The organism is Cryobacterium cheniae (genome assembly GCF_004403395.1).
Taxonomy (GTDB): Bacteria; Actinomycetota; Actinomycetes; order Actinomycetales; family Microbacteriaceae; genus Cryobacterium; species Cryobacterium cheniae.
Map to the genome: position 1 here is coordinate 1 of NZ_SOGN01000032.1, position 15,784 is coordinate 15,784.

General features: G+C 63.4%; 16 protein-coding genes and 3 pseudogenes. 13 read left to right on the forward strand and 6 right to left on the reverse strand.

Annotated elements, in window-relative coordinates; all coding sequences use genetic code 11:
- A partial coding sequence (locus E3T23_RS05610) for an LPD29 domain-containing protein (protein WP_198416183.1) occupies positions 1-369 on the reverse strand: 369 nt, incomplete at its 3' end.
- Between the two features lie 484 nt (positions 370-853).
- Here E3T23_RS05610 and E3T23_RS05615 point away from each other — a divergent pair.
- The 6 genes from E3T23_RS05615 (at position 854) to E3T23_RS05640 (ending at position 4,745) form a co-directional block, all read left to right on the forward strand.
- Positions 854-1,243, forward strand: coding sequence for a LuxR C-terminal-related transcriptional regulator (locus tag E3T23_RS05615; RefSeq protein ID WP_241977635.1), 390 nt, complete (start codon positions 854-856; stop codon positions 1,241-1,243).
- A gap of 135 nt (positions 1,244-1,378) precedes the next feature.
- Positions 1,379-1,729 carry a PadR family transcriptional regulator gene (locus tag E3T23_RS05620; protein WP_134369413.1) on the forward strand — a complete coding sequence of 117 codons (351 nt, stop codon included), beginning with the start codon at positions 1,379-1,381 and terminating at the stop codon, positions 1,727-1,729.
- Complete coding sequence (locus E3T23_RS15165) at positions 1,722-2,744, forward strand: DUF5808 domain-containing protein (RefSeq protein WP_166806215.1); 1,023 nt, start codon at positions 1,722-1,724, stop codon at positions 2,742-2,744. The genes E3T23_RS05620 and E3T23_RS15165 overlap by 8 nt, the downstream gene beginning before the upstream one ends.
- The gene (locus tag E3T23_RS05630) at positions 2,741-3,061 is read left to right on the forward strand and encodes a PLD nuclease N-terminal domain-containing protein (RefSeq protein ID WP_134369414.1); all 321 of its coding nucleotides are present in this window, start codon (positions 2,741-2,743) and stop codon (positions 3,059-3,061) included. Before E3T23_RS15165 ends, E3T23_RS05630 begins: the two co-directional genes overlap by 4 nt.
- Positions 3,058-3,987, forward strand: a complete 930-nt coding sequence (locus E3T23_RS05635; RefSeq protein WP_134369415.1) for an ABC transporter ATP-binding protein — start codon at positions 3,058-3,060, stop codon at positions 3,985-3,987. Before E3T23_RS05630 ends, E3T23_RS05635 begins: the two co-directional genes overlap by 4 nt.
- Complete coding sequence (locus E3T23_RS05640) at positions 3,984-4,745, forward strand: ABC transporter permease (protein WP_134369416.1); 762 nt, start codon at positions 3,984-3,986, stop codon at positions 4,743-4,745. The genes E3T23_RS05635 and E3T23_RS05640 overlap by 4 nt, the downstream gene beginning before the upstream one ends.
- Before the next feature lie 742 nt (positions 4,746-5,487).
- Here E3T23_RS05640 and E3T23_RS05645 read toward each other — a convergent pair.
- From E3T23_RS05645 to E3T23_RS15980, 4 genes and pseudogenes are all read right to left on the reverse strand, one after another.
- Positions 5,488-5,943, reverse strand: coding sequence for a hypothetical protein (locus tag E3T23_RS05645; RefSeq protein ID WP_134369417.1), 456 nt, complete (start codon positions 5,941-5,943; stop codon positions 5,488-5,490).
- Positions 5,944-6,064: 121 nt separating this feature from the next.
- On the reverse strand, positions 6,065-6,724 hold the full coding sequence (locus tag E3T23_RS05650) for a TetR/AcrR family transcriptional regulator (protein WP_134369418.1): 660 nt from the start codon (positions 6,722-6,724) through the stop codon (positions 6,065-6,067).
- Positions 6,721-7,965 (reverse strand): nitroreductase family protein, encoded by a 1,245-nt coding sequence (locus tag E3T23_RS05655; protein WP_134369419.1) that lies wholly within the window; start codon positions 7,963-7,965, stop codon positions 6,721-6,723. The genes E3T23_RS05650 and E3T23_RS05655 overlap by 4 nt, the downstream gene beginning before the upstream one ends.
- 52 nt (positions 7,966-8,017) lie before the next feature.
- Positions 8,018-8,290: pseudogene (locus E3T23_RS15980) on the reverse strand (transposase); the annotation flags it as partial.
- Here E3T23_RS15980 and E3T23_RS15445 point away from each other — a divergent pair.
- The 6 genes and pseudogenes from E3T23_RS15445 to E3T23_RS15785 all read left to right on the forward strand — a co-directional run.
- Positions 8,291-8,877: pseudogene (locus E3T23_RS15445) on the forward strand (IS30 family transposase); the annotation flags it as partial. It lies immediately after the preceding pseudogene.
- Positions 8,878-9,271: 394 nt separating this feature from the next.
- Positions 9,272-9,418, forward strand: coding sequence for a helix-turn-helix domain-containing protein (locus E3T23_RS15450; protein ID WP_241977637.1), 147 nt, complete (start codon positions 9,272-9,274; stop codon positions 9,416-9,418).
- The gene (locus tag E3T23_RS15175; RefSeq protein ID WP_166806216.1) at positions 9,415-10,296 is read left to right on the forward strand and encodes a DUF5808 domain-containing protein; all 882 of its coding nucleotides are present in this window, start codon (positions 9,415-9,417) and stop codon (positions 10,294-10,296) included. Before E3T23_RS15450 ends, E3T23_RS15175 begins: the two co-directional genes overlap by 4 nt.
- Complete coding sequence (locus E3T23_RS05675; RefSeq protein ID WP_166806217.1) at positions 10,293-11,297, forward strand: ABC transporter ATP-binding protein; 1,005 nt, start codon at positions 10,293-10,295, stop codon at positions 11,295-11,297. The genes E3T23_RS15175 and E3T23_RS05675 overlap by 4 nt, the downstream gene beginning before the upstream one ends.
- Positions 11,294-12,106, forward strand: coding sequence for an ABC transporter permease subunit (locus E3T23_RS05680; RefSeq protein WP_134369422.1), 813 nt, complete (start codon positions 11,294-11,296; stop codon positions 12,104-12,106). The genes E3T23_RS05675 and E3T23_RS05680 overlap by 4 nt, the downstream gene beginning before the upstream one ends.
- A 320-nt stretch (positions 12,107-12,426) precedes the next feature.
- Positions 12,427-13,050 carry a recombinase family protein gene (locus tag E3T23_RS15785; RefSeq protein ID WP_255570669.1) on the forward strand — a complete coding sequence of 208 codons (624 nt, stop codon included), beginning with the start codon at positions 12,427-12,429 and terminating at the stop codon, positions 13,048-13,050.
- A gap of 218 nt (positions 13,051-13,268) precedes the next feature.
- Here E3T23_RS15785 and E3T23_RS15790 read toward each other — a convergent pair.
- A pseudogene (locus E3T23_RS15790) lies at positions 13,269-13,802 on the reverse strand (AbiTii domain-containing protein); the annotation flags it as partial.
- Between the two features lie 1,214 nt (positions 13,803-15,016).
- Here E3T23_RS15790 and E3T23_RS05695 point away from each other — a divergent pair.
- Positions 15,017-15,364 (forward strand): DUF4190 domain-containing protein, encoded by a 348-nt coding sequence (locus E3T23_RS05695; RefSeq protein ID WP_174843842.1) that lies wholly within the window; start codon positions 15,017-15,019, stop codon positions 15,362-15,364.
- Positions 15,365-15,784: the final 420 nt, after the last annotated feature.

Consider the following 15,784-nt stretch of genomic DNA (forward strand, 5'->3'; position numbering starts at 1 on the left):
TTTGTGGTCGCTGTCGGTGCTGATGAGGTGCTGCGCGACCCGGTATCCGGCGGCCGTGTAGTCGCGGTGGGTGTTGATCCCGTCGCAGGAGTACCGCACGACCCGGGGCATGTCCTCCCCGTCGAACGCGACGAGCGCGGACCCTTGGTCGTCGTACCCATCGGTCATGCCGTTGAACTTGCGGCCCTCGTATATCGCGGTTACCGCGCTTACCTCGCGGTCGGTGGGGCCGTCGCTCCATGACACGTTCATCCATGCGGACGCGGTGCCGGTGCTCATCCGGACGCTGAACTTCACGCCGGGAAACGCGTTCTTCAGCGCCACCCGAACCAACTTGGCGGTGTCCTTGGTGCTGATGTAATCCGTCATGTTCGTATCTCCTCAGTTACTCGGTGCGGTATTGGCCTGATCGGCCTGGATGGATTCCCACAGGGCAAGCCGAGTCCGGAGGTCGGCGATCCGGGCGAGCTGGTCGGCAGCGCGCGCGGCCGNAATCGTGTGCGCGGGGGTCTGTGTTCGTTCAAGCATTTTCTCTCCTTCAAATTTTTTTGCCTTTCGGCGGTTTCTCCGCCCTCATGGAGTGCTGTCGGGGTCAAGCCCCAAGGAACGGTTGCAGGCCAAAAGTTATGGAGGAGCGCAGCGGGGGAAGAAGTTTTTGCTGAAACTGTGACGACGGCTTGACGCCGGCAGCACGCAGTGAACAATCCCCCAGACGAAAAGCAACAAAGTTCACGCGCGCCGAACTGCGCTGTCGGGCAGGAGCGGCGGCGTAGTTCGGTGGGCCAGCAGCACTGAACGAAAGCGGATTTCCGGAGGATTGCCGGAGGCCGACCCGGCAACCGCGGCGACCCGGGTGCTGATCCTCACGACAATCGATCTTGACGAGCACGTCTTCGCCGCGATCCGGGCAGGCGCCAGCGGCTTTCTGCTCAAGGACACCGACTCAGAGGATCTCCTCGCGGCCATCCGCATCGTCGCCGGCGGCGAGGCCCTGGTCGCGCCGACCGTGACCCGACGCCTCATCGAGGCCTTCGTGCGGCAATCCCCCACCGAGCCCGCCAGGACGGCCGACTTGGACGTGCTCACCGAGCGTGAGATCGAAGCGCTTCGCTCGCTCGCCCATGGGCGCTCCAACGCGGAGATCGCCGCCGACCTCTTCATCAGCTATGCGACCACGAAGACCCACGTCAGCCATCTGCTCACCAAGCTCGGCGCCAGAGACCGGGCTCAACTCGACCTCTGACGCACGTCGCCACAGCTGAACTGATCGTCGCAGCGAGTGCGTCGATTGAGTCGGTACCTTGTGCTACCGTTTAGCTTGTATTGCAAGGAACCCGGTATCGCATGATTCATGCACGGAACAAACGGAGGAAACACGATGGCTGTTCAGGGCGAGGCGATACCGTCTCAGCTGCGCAAGGGCGTGGTCGAGCTGGCCATCCTCGCCATGCTGCACACGGGCGAGGCCTACGGCGCGGAGATCGTCGACCGACTGTGCCAGTACCCGGGACTCGCGATCAGTGCGGGCACCGCGTACCCCTTGCTCTCCCGTCTCAAGAAGGCCGAACTGATCACCTCGGAGTGGCAGGAGTCGCCCGTCGGCCCGCCGCGCAAGTACTACCGACTATCGGCCGCGGGCGTGCAGGCGTTCACGTCGATGACAATGGTCTGGGCGGCCATGAAAACGGATATGGATGATCTCCTGGGAATGAGCGCGACCAATGACTGACATCCCTTCTCCGGATCTGTCATTCGGCAACGGCTTCCCGCCCGCCACGGCCGCTCTGCTCACCGACTATTTCGACCGACTCCGCGGCGCCGCGCGGGAAGCGCGAATCGACATTGACCGGGACTCGCTTGACGAGTTGGTCGCGCATGTCCGAGATCGCCTTGACGGCTCCGATCGCTCGCTGGAAGCCGTGCACCGGGTGCTGGCCGAGCTAGGCAAACCAGAGACACTCGCGCGCGCGTACGAAGCCGACCCATCCGACGATGCTGCTGCTGCTGCTGCTGCTGGCGACGATCGGTCACTCACGGGCCTCGCCAGGGGGCCGCGACCGCGCAGAACTGGCGCGGGCACGTTCCTGGGGGTTCCGTACGACATCAGGCCGCCCACGTCGGCACGCTCCGCCAGCAGGTCGTGGAATCCGGCGGATCGGCGGATGCTGGTGCCCAAGGCGCTGGGGATCGGCTGGACGCTCAACTTCGGCGCGCTCGCGGTGAGGGCACACCTCGTGAGACCGGACGACGAGGACGTGCCCTTCGCCGAGGTGCCCCTCCGTATCGTCGCAGCGACGATGCTTGTCCCGCTTACCCTCCTCACTGCCTTTGCCGTCGTCGCGGTTGCCACCTGGGCGGGCCTGCCCCCTGTCGTCCCCTCGCACTGGGGATTCTTCGGCGAGCCTGACGGCTATTCGGACCGAGACGCGAACCTCTTCCTGCTATCCGGCCTGGCGGCTGTGCCGGTCGCCGCTGCCGGTTGGGTGCACCTGGCCCGGCGCTCACGGTGGAATCGCGTGGGCGCCTCGGCGGTGAGCCTTGCGCTGGCAACCGTCGCGCTCGCGATCCTGCTGCAGACGGTGTACTCGGTGCATGGCGGGGCCGGAATCTGGCCGACCTGGGTTGGTATCGGCTGCGCTGTGGCGCTGCCGCTTACGCTGCTCGTTGGTGTCTCCCGAAGCGGCCGCGCCGCTGAGCAACGTCGCGACTTTGCCGCGAAATCGAAGAAAGGTACAACGAAATGAACGCCACCCTGTCCTCTCTGCCGACCGGAGCGTTGATCGCCCTGGCCGTACTTGCGGTGGCACAGATCACCCTCGACGTCATCGCCCTGGTCGATCTCTATCGACGGCCTGCCGCCCGAGTGGCCTTCGGTAATAAATGGGTCTGGGTGGCGGTCATCCTGCTCGCGAACCTGATCGGAGCCATCCTCTATCTTGTGGTGGCCCGCAAGCCCGCCACAGCGGTCGAGCCGTCCACTGCCGCCCGCGCGCCGTCCGTCAGTCCCGACACGGTCGCCGAGGCATTGTACGGTTCCCACCCCGACGCCGGTTCGCGATGAGTGCCGCGATTCGCATCACCGGGCTGACGAAGACCTACGCCCAGCACCACGCACTGGACAATGTCGACCTGGTCGTCGATGAGGGCTCCATTTTCGGTTTCCTAGGCCCGAACGGGGCAGGCAAGACGACCCTGCTCCGGGTGCTGACTGGGCTCGCCCGGCCGACCAGCGGCGTCGTGCAAATCCTCGGGCACAACGTCACTGCGGTGGACGACTCGATCCGCGCCCGGATCGGTTTCCTGCCTGACGTACCCGGCTTCTACGATTGGATGACAGCAGAGGAATTCTTGCGGTTCGTCGGTCGACTCTTCGCGATCGACCGGCGCACCCTGGATGAACGCGTCCACATGCTGCTCGACCTGGCCGGACTGACCGACGTGAAAACGACCATCGGTGGCTTCTCCCGCGGCATGAAGCAGCGCCTCGGCGTGGCCCAAGCGTTGATCAACGCACCCCAGCTGCTACTGCTCGACGAGCCCACGAGTGCGCTCGACCCAATGGGACGCCGGGACGTGCTCGACATGCTCACCTCCCTTCGCGGGCGCACCACCGTATTCTTCTCGACGCATATCCTCGCCGACGTCGAACGCGTCTGCGACACCGTTGCGATCCTTGACCACGGCCGCGTGGTCGCCCAGGGACCGATCGATGAGCTCACGTCCCGGTACGCCGAACGCAAGGTGATCCTCGAGGTCACGGATGCTGCGGGCCAGCTCGGGCAGGACATCGCGCGGGAGCCGTGGGCGGCATCCGTTGCCGTGGGACCCACCGGAGTCATCGAGATCACCGTGAGCGACATGGACGCGGCCAGGCGCACAATCCCGGTGCTTGTCGCAGACCGGCACACCGGACTGTGCCGAATGGAAGCCGGGGAGATGGGGCTCGAAGACGTCTTCGTCAGCCTTGTTGGAGGGGGAACGAAATGATCGGATTCGCGGCGTTCGCGCAGAAGGAGATCCTCGAGATCGCGCGCACCTGGCGGATCTGGGTGCTCCCGGGCATCCTGCTGTTCTTCGCCCTGACAGGGCCGATCATGGCCCGCTTCACCCCGGAAATCATTCACGCGCTGGCCTCCGAGCAGCTCGGGAACTTCACGTTCCCCGACCCGAGCTACGTTGACGCTTACACCGGCTGGATCAAGAACCTGTCCCAGACAGCGCTCTTCGCACTGATCATCGTCTACGGCAGCATCGTCTCCTCGGAACGGCGGAGCGGAACCGCAGTGCTCGTGCTTACCAAGCCCGTGTCGCGTGGCTCGTTCATCCTTGCCAAGGCGACCGTGCACTCCGCGTTCCTCGCCGTTCTCGTCGTCATCGGCACCGCTGTCACCTGGGGGCTGACCGCCGTTGTCTTCGGGGAAGCACCTGGGCAGGCACTCTGGTCCGCGGCTCTGGCCTGGCTCGTCTTCGGTATCCTCTTCATCGCCCTGATGACGTTCCTGTCGGTGCTCATCGCCCCCGCTGCCGGGGCCGCGGGCGCCGGGCTGGGCGTATACGCGCTCATCTCGATCGCCTCACTCTGGACGCCACTGAGCAGGTGGTCACCGGCGGGGCTCACCGCCATTCCAACCACGCTGGCACTCGGCAAACCCGTGGATGCCTTCTGGCCGGTGTGCACCGCCTTGCTGCTCGCCGCAGGCCTAATCGCGCTCGCGGCCGCTGCCTTCCAACGGAAAGAGCTATAGATCGCGCGGGTGCGCCACGAGCGCGGCGTTCACACGCTCATCTACCCGCTCGAGAGAGAAACGCTTACCATTTTCGAGTCCACTGAGCAGCACCGCACCTGCGCGGCATGCGGCGCTGGTTACCCGACAGAGCCATTCGAGACGGACTCCAGCATCACGATCGCGTTCTCTTGCCCAGAGCACGGAGCGCACACGGTCGTGGACTAGTTCGAAGGCAGCCGGTAGGCCGCGTACAAGTACTCAGACTCATTCTGGGGGGCGGTGAGGCTATATGCCGCTGCCGCCAGCACGCTCGTCTGCGTCGCCAGTGGGGCGCGGCGGTGGAGCCGGTGAGCGACATCGGGACGAGGCAATTCGCGCAGTTTGGCGGTGCACACAGTTCATCCGTGTGCATGGCCGCCTGGCCCCTCTCATTGCGGCATCCCTTTCCCCCAGCACCCGCACCACCATTCGCGGTGGTTCAGGCGGTCACTGATCGGTCGTTCTCTCATCCAGTCGCATCTGTGCGACCGTTTCGCGCCACTTTGCGTCCCGCTCAGCTTGCTCCAGCGCCCTCTTCTGGAGGAAGTGCTCCGTTTTCTTCGCCCCAGACCTGGGAGACTTCGTCGGCAACCTGAGGCCACACCAGCCGATGACCATGCTCAACCGAGTCGATTTGAGCTGACGAGCGAAGACACGGCGTCAACCTCGCCGTGGTTTGAGTGGTGCGCATAGGCGATCCAGGCGCACCCGTGCGCCCAGGTCAGGGTCGACTAGTTGTGGGCGCGAGACGTTCCGCAAGTTGGACACGGGGTAGCCATGCCACGATTCCCAGAAGGGCCAGGACGAGAGCGAGTTGGGCAATTCCGGTGCTGAAGTACAGTGCTTGCAGCACACCAAACCCGCGGATTATTGCCGCCTCAATCATGATCCAGATGATTATCGCGAAGCCCGCAACAGCGCTCCAGAGCAGGAAGGTTGGACGGCTCCGCACCATGAGCACGGTTGCGAGCGCCTGCGTACCACCAATAACGACAAGCAAAATGATCGCTGGCCCGACAAAGGATGGGAAAGGGCTGTTCTCCAGCATCGAGAGGGGCATGCCCAGTCCGCCGGTGAATAGCATAAGTACGCCTCCGCTCACCGCTGAGAGCGCGTTGAAAATTGCAACACCGAGAAGTGTCCGCCAAACAAGCTGGCTTAAGTAGTGGGGCGTCATGTTATTTCAGCTTTCTGATTACGAGCAATTGACTTAGGTGTGGTTGTAGAACCGTGCTCCTCAGGAAGGCACCCAAGCCGGACGCAACCTTCTCTTGCTTGCAGTGCACAACTCACCGCCGTTAGTTATGCGCTGTGCCCGGAGGGACACTGAGATACGACGTGAAGACGGCGCGCAGGTAGCGCGTTCCGCCCTCGGAGTCCGGGTCGCGGTTACCGGCAGGGAACCCGGTGGGGGCACTGGAGTCGAGCTCGTCAAAGGCGAACCAGGATTCGGCGAGAATCCAGAGTGCCCTCACGAGGTCGTCGAGCTCGGGATCGCTGAGGGGGCGGATGTCGCCGTGATCACGCCAGCCGCGCGCGAGGTCGGTGAACGTGACGAGCCGACGTGCGCGCACGAGTCGGTACTGCTCCGCGAGCACGGGGTCTGCGTGCAGAAGGCCGAAGAGGTCGCGGGCTAGGAACGCGTACTGCCGCGTCAGCGCGGCACCCCTGCCGAGGCGGTCGAGCACCTGCTCCGGGCTGAGCTGCCTCGGGCTGCCGGTCTCGAGCACCCCCCAGACAGCCTCATAGGCCGCGACCAGTTGCGCGTGCAGCTCGCGCACGATCTCGTCCTTCCCGCCGAACCAGTAATACAAGTTGCCTGGACTGATGCCGGCCGCGGCCGCGATCGCGTTCGTGGTGACGGCGGCCGGGCCGCGTTCGTTGAAAAGAGTGAGCGCCGTTTGGAGGATGCCGGCCACGGTGCCCCTCGCCGTCGCTGTTGTGGGGACGCGGCTCACGAGAGCACGACCTCTCGCGCGGGCCGCCGCGGGCTCGGCAGCGCCTTCGTGGTCGGGTACCCGATCCGGAAGGTCATGATCGCGTGGCGATCGGCGGGCAGCAGAGCCGCGAAAGCGGGGCCGAAGTCCGGCGCCAGGCCTGCGGAGCGTTCCCTGTCGATCCGTTCCGGAATCTGGCAGAGCGGCTGGGCACTCACCGCGTCGACCGTCATGGCCAGATGCAGGCGCTGCCAGAGCCGACCGGCCTCGAGGCGCTGCCCGGTGTCGAGCGGGTCGCGCACGACGATGGCGCCGAAGGCCGAGGCGGTCGGAACCTGGCTGTCGCGGGTGCCCGCAAGCCAGCCCGCGTTGTTCTGGGCGGTTGAGACGGGCATGACCTTCGAAATAGCCCTGATGAACTCGGACTGCCCGGACGGGTCAATCGTGATGCCATCCTTATGCGCCTGGATCTCGTTCCAGTCGGTGCGGTACCAGGCGGCGTCATCCACCACCTGTTCCGGGTCCGCGATAATCGCCTTCGTTGCGCGGATAGTCAGGGCGCCGAACGCGTCCTTCTCCGCCGGGGTCGAGAACCAGACGAGTTCGGTGTCCATCGTGTCGGCGAGGCCGCTGAGCCGGGCCAGCTCCGCGTCGCCCACGCGCCGGGCCGGGTCGTAGCCGTTGCGGTCGGTATGTCTGGACGTGATGGCGTCGAACAGAGGTGAGACGGAGGCTTCCACCGCGTGAAGGTCGATCCGTGCGACATGCGTGGGGTCTGTAGGGTCCGGCAGCAGCGTGACGGTAGCCGCCTTCCCGTTCGCGGGGGCCGCGACGACGATGTTCTCGATGGCGCATCCGAGTGAAACATCCAGTTCGCGAAACAGCGGGTCCATGGCACCCAGGTTCCTGGTCGTGTCCGCGAACACGTCGATCCGGTTGTCCGACACCCGGAACTGCCAGGGCTGGGCGTTGTGGGCGTTCGCCGCGAGCACGGCGGCCCGCACTAGGCCGAGGGCGTCGTGCGTCTCGGGGCCGGCCTCCCCCCACGCCGCGAAGGCCTCGCCAGTGCCGCTCGCGAGCACGCCGCCGTCGACTGCACGCCAGGTCAATCCAGCGGCACCGACGAACAGGAGGGACCCCGCACCGATTCCGGCCACTTTGAGAAACGAACGCCTGGTCGACGCCCGCCCCGCCTTTTCCTGCGCATCCGTGTGCGCACCATCACCGTGTAGGGCCGTTTCGGCCTTCTTTTCCGGGGTCATACCCTAATTAGAGTCTTTGCTCTAATTAATGTCAAACCGCAGCCGTAAAGGGCAGCAGCACGGGCAGAGCGTCCAGGGCGTCGGTGAGTCCATCGTGGAGTTCAGTGGAGCTGTGGCCGTTGGGCAGATGTACCAAGACGACGAACCGGGTCGTGCGTTCAACCAAGGTCGCGATTGCCGAACTCGACGCGGAACCGACGATCAGATCACCCTCCCAATGGCCGACGACCAGTCTGTCGTTGGCCTCTTTCGGCCGTTCGCTCAACATCACCTTGTCGCGGATGTTACCTGCCGCGTTCAGCTGCGTGCGCCGCGGTTTCCGCGCGCGTTGCGGTCAGGGCGTGTCACACGGCGCCCGCCGCGGTCGGAGGGCCCGCGGCCGCAGAGGTTCCGGGAGATGGTGATGATCTCCGACCGCCGGAGATCGAGGACCGCGCCGTTCCCGGGCATTGGGAGGGCGACCTGATCATCGGCTCGACCTCGTCGAAGTCCGCGATCGGAACCCTTCTCGAACGGACCACGGGATACGTGATGCTGCTGTATTTGCCCGGGGATCACACCGCTCGCACCGTTGCCGACGCGATGATCGTGGCAATGAATACCCTCCCGGAACAGCTGCGCCGTTCGACCACCTGGGATCAGGAAGCGGAGATGTCTCGACACCAGCAAATCACAATGGCGACCCGGATGCCGATCTACCTTTGCGATCCGCACTCGCCCTGGCAGCGTGTCAGCAACGAGAACACCAACGTGCTCTTGCGCGAGTACTTTCCGAAAGGCACAGACCTGTCCATTCACGGGCCCGGGATCCTCGAGAACGTTGCTACGGAACTCAACCGTCGGCCCCGCAAACGCCACGGCTACCGAACGCCCGCAGAGGTCCTTGCCACGCTAAACCGCGAACCCAACTAATCAAACCGGTGTTGCAGACACCACTTGAATCCGCCGGTTTCGAGACGCGGAGGTTGCGAGACGCCTCGCATTCGGATCGAATTGGGGGCGAGCTGCGAGGCACGCTAAGGCTCGTCCGTAGCGTTGCAGGTCAAGGGAGCTAGGCGTCGAACGTACGAACCCCACCATCGCTACCTCGGATGACGCACTTGACGAGTCTTACTTGCAATGCAAGGATCTATGTTGTGCAAACTAGTGATCGCGCCGTACAGCTCCGCAAAGGCGTACTTGAGCTTGCGATTCTCGCCGTGCTCGACCGTGAGGAGTACTACTCCATTGAGATCATTCGGCGACTCTCGGCATACCCGGCGCTGACAGCAACCCCCCCGGCACTGTGTAGCCGCTTCTTGCGCGGTTGGACAAGGCGGGACTCGTCAGCACGCGGTGGGCGGAGGCCGCGGGTGGACCGCCTCGGAAGTATTACCGGCTGTCTGATGGCGCTGGCGCCTGGGTCGCAATGAGCGGCGCCATGACTGAGATTCTCGGGGACGGAACATCATGACGGTGGATTATCTCCAAGTCGTGCGCACGCACCTTGACAGCTTGCCCAACGCGGACCGTCGGCGTGCGTTGTCTGCGCTGGCCGCTCAGCTCGATGAGCTCGCTGAAGTTGGGGTGGACCCTGTGAAGGCACTCGGCGATCCGGCGAGCTATGCCGCCCACCTTCGGGATGCTCTCGCTGAGGAACGGCTCCCAGAAGCCGCCCGCTGGCGCATCCTCGGCGTGCCCGTCGAGACTCGAGGACCCGTGAGCGGTGAAGTCCGCTCGAGGACCTGGGATCCGGCAAACCCGCGACTGTTCGTCCCGCGCTTGTTCGGGCTTGGCTGGGCCCTCAATTTCGGAGCGCTCGCGGTTCGGATCGGCCTCATCCGTCCAGACGATGCCAGCGACGATGTCCTAGCGCGCATCCCTAAACGCGAGCTCCGACTCACGCAGGCGGTTCCGATCATCATCGCGGGAGCCACCGCGACCGCTCTCGCATGGCATGCGCTCCCACCGGTCGTGGCTTCAGGATTCGGACTCGGAGGTCGGCCACGAACCGAAGCGCCCCGACAGATGCTGATCGGGGCCGTCGCACTCGGGGTGATTCCCGCGCTCTGGGCCCAACAGGGGAAAGCGTCAATCGAGGAACGCTTCGTGCGCACGGCAAGTGCGACCTCCCTCGCCGTAATCTCCGCGAGCGTCGTCGCTGCCACCGTCGCGCAGATGCGGGCCCCTCGCGGACGGTGGGGTCTTCTTGTCGCGGCGGCGTTACCTATTGCCGTCACTGTTTCGCTTGCTACCATCCTTGTGCCGCTGCGTTCGGGGCTCCGGCACGCCTGGTGGACAGCGTCCCCGTCGACCTCTGCAGCGGTCGCACCAACGAAGGACCAATCATGAAGCTGGATCAATCTCGACCGCGCGACACCACCGTCGCTGGCGCTCCAGATGTCGCGTATGCGCATGACCGGACAGTGTCTGCGTCGGGCTTGTCAAAGCGATTTGGTAGTCGAGAAGTCGTCGCGGATCTGTCTTTCAGTGTTGCTAGAGGACATGCCTTCGGTCTGCTCGGCCCCAATGGGTCAGGCAAGACGACGACGGTTCGGCTGCTCACGGGTCTCCTCACGCCCGATAGCGGCACCACTAGGCTCTTCGGCGAGTTGGTGAGCCCCGCGAACGCTGACGCGCTCCGGCGTCGGATCGGTGTGCAGACCGACACAAGCCTGTATGAAACGCTCAGTGCCCGCGAGAACCTGCGCACCTGGGGTGCTCTGTACGGGATGAGTCGCAAGGCCTTGAGCAGGCGTATCGATGAGGTGCTGAATGTGCTGGGCTTGTCGGACCGCGCTGATTCACTAGTCGGTGAGCTCAGCAAGGGGATGCGGCAGAAACTCGCGGTCGGCCGTGCCGTGATCCACGAACCGGAGCTGCTATTCCTCGACGAGCCGACCGCCGGCCTCGACCCGGAAGCATCCTCCGATCTGATCGATTACCTGAAGCAGATGATCCGCTCCTTGGACACCACGGTGATCATCTGCACACACCAGCTCCACGGTCTCGAATCTCTCTGCGACGACATCGGAATCATCAGGAATGGTCAGTTGCTCACCTCCGGCACGGTGGACGACCTCCTACGTCAGAAGTGGCCCAAACATCGCTACTCGCTCACGGTCGGAGGTGACCTCCAGCGCGCGCAACTGGTTGTGGCGTCAGTGACCGGCCAGGATCCAGTAGTGGACTCCGATGGTCGGCTCATGTTCTCGATCTCGGACGAACGGCTCGTCCCGTCCGCTGTCGCGGCACTGGTTCGAGACGACATCCCCGTGCTCGAAGTGATCTCGAAGCGACCAACAATCGAGCAATTTTACTTCGCCACACTCGATGAGGGGAGCAACGTATGATCGACCGAAAACGCGCGTGGGCCGTGGTCCGGAAAGACTGGATCGAAGTCTCACGCAACAAGCAAGTCGTCGCCCCGCTCGTGGTCATCCCCCTGCTATTCGCTGCCGTAATTCCCGCGGCCGTCATCCTCGGCGGCAACAGCGGTATTCTCGCCTCGACGATCACCGGGCTGCAGAGCTTCCTCGACAACCTCCCCTCCAGAGTCGTGCCCTCCGGGTACACGGCGGAACAAACCGTCGTCTACGCGGTCATCGTCTACTTCATGGCGCCGTTCTTTCTAATCATTCCCGTCATGATCGCCACTATCACCGCCAGCTCCAGCTTCGTTGGAGAGAAGGAACGGCGAACGCTCGAAGGGCTCCTCTACACCCCTCTCAGCAATCGAGAACTTGTCCTCGCCAAGGTGCTCGGCTCACTGATCCCCTCAGTGCTACTCACCTGGGCCGCATTCGTTGTCTACACGCTCATCGTCAACGTGCTTGGCTCGCCGGTGATGGGCGGCGTCTTTTTCCCTACATGGACGTGGGCCGTCATCGTCGTCGTCTTGGTCCCGTCGGTGGGGTTTCTCGCGACCTGCCTGATCGTGGCGGTGTCAGGACGCTCCACCACGATGCAGGGTGCCCAAGGTTCGGCACTTCTCCTCGTGTTCCCAATCATCGCCCTCGTCGTCAGCCAGGCCGCCGGACTCATGCTGTTTGACGTCACGATCGCGCTCATCGCTGCCGTCGTACTCGTCGCCATCGACATTGCCGCGTTCCGTTTTATCGTCGCCCGATTCGACCGCGAACGCATTATCACACGCCTGTAGCTGGGCTGGTCGATGTGCACAGGGCAGATGAGCGAAGGCGACCCGGCGTCCGCATCGCAGTTCTCGTTTCCCGCACTCGGCTACCCGAATTTCACATTCGTCTGCACGACATTCGTAGAGACCTAGACATGGAGCGGATCAACATCCGAGCGTCTCATAACCCTAGGGATATAAGGCGTCTCACAACTCTCATTTTTCGCCATTGCAGATCGCCGGAATTAAACCGGAATCTCGGGGCGCGGCGATTCGCATAACTACGTCGCATAACCCGCTGATGGATGGCGGTACTCACCGTTAGTTATGAAACATCCAGGAGCAGAGTGACGGAGCTGATCGGCTACGCGCGCGTATCGACGCGCCAGCAATCCACCGACCGGCACCAGGCCGATATCCTGGCCGCGGGTGTCCGGCGCGACGGCCTCTATGTCGACGAGGGGGTCTCTGGCGCTAGAGCAACGCGGCCTCACTTCGATCGCGCGCTGGACGCTCTCGAGGATGGCGACACGCTCGTCATCACGACGCTGGACCGGCTGGGTCGATCGACGCAGAACATGCTCGACTTCGCCAAGGAGCTCCGCGGCCGCGGTGCCGGCCTCCGGGTGCTGAACCTGGGCGGCGGCGACGTCGACACAGCGACACCGATGGGGCCCATGCTGTTCACGATCATGGCGGCTCTCGGGGCTCGTGACCGGCGGGCTCTTCCTTGTGAACTAATCGCTAGTTCCGAGACGCGGAGCACTCAGCTGCGCTCACTGCTCCGCTTGTTCTCAAACGATTGTTTGCGGGCATGCTGTCGCCCGCATCAAGTGGCGCCTAGGAAGCCTTTCGCAAGCTCAATTAGGGAGCCAGCCACGACGTCACTGCCGACAGCCGAGCCGAGCGAGATCGCCCCCCTTCGCAAACGATCGAGGAAATGTGTCACCGCTGGCCCATCGACACTCTGATCGGTCTCGACCGCTGTGACGAACTCGGTGGCCGCGTCTGCAGTCAGTCCGAGGGCTTCCGCCTCCGACGTCAAAGCGGCCACGTCGCCCACCGTCACGGAGTTGTGCTGCTGGACCTTCTCATTGCCGATTGCTACGTTCGTGCCGTGCCCAGTGATGTTGTTGGTGATGTTGTTCACAGTCCGCGCGAGGGACGGCTCGGAATTCACCGTCGGTCCATCGACGGAGCCAGCGTCTGGAAACTCACCTTGAAGCTCGAGCGCAAAATCCAGTGCGCGGGTCTTCACCGTGTCGATAAGTCCATGAATTCGCTGGCGAGGGATCACGTTGTGCGCGCTGAAGAGAACGTGCATGTTCATGCGGAAGAAGCCACCCCGCTCGTACTTCTGGACCAGCCACGCCGGCCACCCGCGCACTGCATCAGTCTCAGCACTTGCGAAACTCTCCAGCTCCGAGAGGGGTTGGCGCATCTCCACACTGAACCATTCCAGGAATTCGTCAGATGCTCTTTGCAGGTCATGTTGTATCTCGGACCGACCCGGTCCAGAGAAGATCCCAAGAACTGAGGTGGCTTGAACGCGGTAGTCCGGAAGTTCTACATCGTCGGGATAACCGGACAGCTCCCGCTGGGCCCATGTCGAGATTTCGGATGCACCGAGGCGATGTGCCGCTACCCGCACCTTGCGCAGCAGATTTGGCGTGGAACCCGACTCTGCCGTGCTCGCGTCAATGATCTCATCCAGCAGTGTCATGGGTTCAAGTTAGCGGTCGGCGGCGCATTCCGAAAACGATCGTTACCGTGCGTCCCAATCCTTAGCGTCGGATATTCGACAAATCCCGTCGCTACCCTCGCTGACCCCACTTGTTCGGGGGTCTGTCGGGCGGATCTCCCGGCTGCTAGACAGAAGGGCGCCTGCATTGATGGGCGCTTGGGGGAATTGACGTGGGGCTGACATGGGGCGTGGTCCTAGAGACTGGAACCCGCCGGGGTATTGGGACGAACCGGCGGCCAACACAATCACACGCCCCCGCAGTAGGTACGTTGCGACCCAGCCGCGCGCCCGGTCGAGCAATTTGACTGGCCTGCTAGCCGTCGCGTTAGGCCTCTTCGCTACTCTCTTGCCTCTGGCTCATCCGGACGTCAGCACGGGGTTCCGCGGATTCGCATTCACCACTGCCGGCATCACAGCGATCTCGCTCGCCATTCGAGCAACGCAGCTCCGACGAGAAGGCCGAGCGACGAGCCGGCTACTGCCTGCAATCGGCGGCACTCTCGGTGTCGCCGGGACACTGCTATCCATTTGGAGCCTGGCGTTCTTCTACGCACCAAACGCCGTACCCCCCATGCCGAGCCTGGCTTCGTTGACTGCCCTGACCCAGCCCATGGCCACCGCGCCTGGTGTCCTCCCACAGGCAAACCCGGCAGCACTGACACCGCAAGTAGTAGTCCCAGAGACCCCGGCTACGACGCCGCTGGCCACCGCGCCACGTTCTCCGGAAGAGACCCGTGCAGCCATGCAGATGGCAGCCGGCACGATCTCGTTTGTCCTCAAGAATCTAAGAACGCCTGGACAACCATGGCCGACGGAACTCCTCATCAACGCGGACAACATGGTCTCGACACCAGAGGGCCAAGCGCTCTTTCAAATCCCTGTGGGCACAACAGGCGGATACGCACGGAGCACTAGTGGTGAGAATTACCGCCTCACGATCACCGACGACTCCTCCGGTGCCGGCGTAACCTTCGATTCCGCAACTGGCCTCGTGACCAACAACTGACCCGCGCGATGAACAATGCAAGCCTCGGGAAGCACCATCTCAACCGTGACGACAACTCCGCGACAGACTCCAGCCTTGTGCACTTCTACGCCTGGTCAGCGGCCGCCAATCACACGAAGCCGTCGTTACCAACTACGACGGACGCGTCCGAACGCACTCCCCGACAAACGAAATGAGTGACCGGGACATGTCCTCCTACCCGCAGCAGCAGATCATCTATCAGCAGGTCATCAGGCCGCCCACCAACGGTATGGCCATCACCTCACTTGTTCTCGGCATCGTCGCCAGCGTCACTGGGATCTGGATACCCATCCCGATCCTCGGGCTGGTCATGATGTTCTTGGCGTTCCTGCCCGCAGTGCTCGCTGTGATCTTCGGCCACGTTGGATTGCGAAACGCAACACGCCTCAGGGGCATCGGACGCGGTGCCTCACTCACAGGGCTCATCCTGGGGTACGTCACGCTCGGTATCTCCGTGATCACGACTTTCCTATGGATAGTCACCGCGGCCGCGGCATCAAGTTCAGGCCAGTAGTCACCCGAGCCCTGGCTCACCATCGTCCACCCCGTCAGTGTCAGAGCACCTCCAAGAGCCATGCCAGCAAGTGTCAAGGAATGAAGAAACCGACGTTATCTGACTGCAGTCCTGCTGACTGACCTGACGTCCAGCTGGGGTGTACCCCAAATTCGAGTGATCGCCGTGCAACCTGAGACGTAAGTTCGGCGGCACTCCCCCGGCAACGGTTGATTCCGGAACCGAGCATCAGCAAAATTACTCCCGCCGGATTCTGTGGGGGGCGACGACCCGACCTTCACGATTACGATCGCCTATGGCTGCGAACCAGCAAAACCCGGGCCGTGTCAGCGACGGTTGAATACCCAGCCAGAATCGACGGTTGAAAACTAGTCCACTCGACCACGATTGGATGGGTGATCACAGTGGAAGATTGGGCGT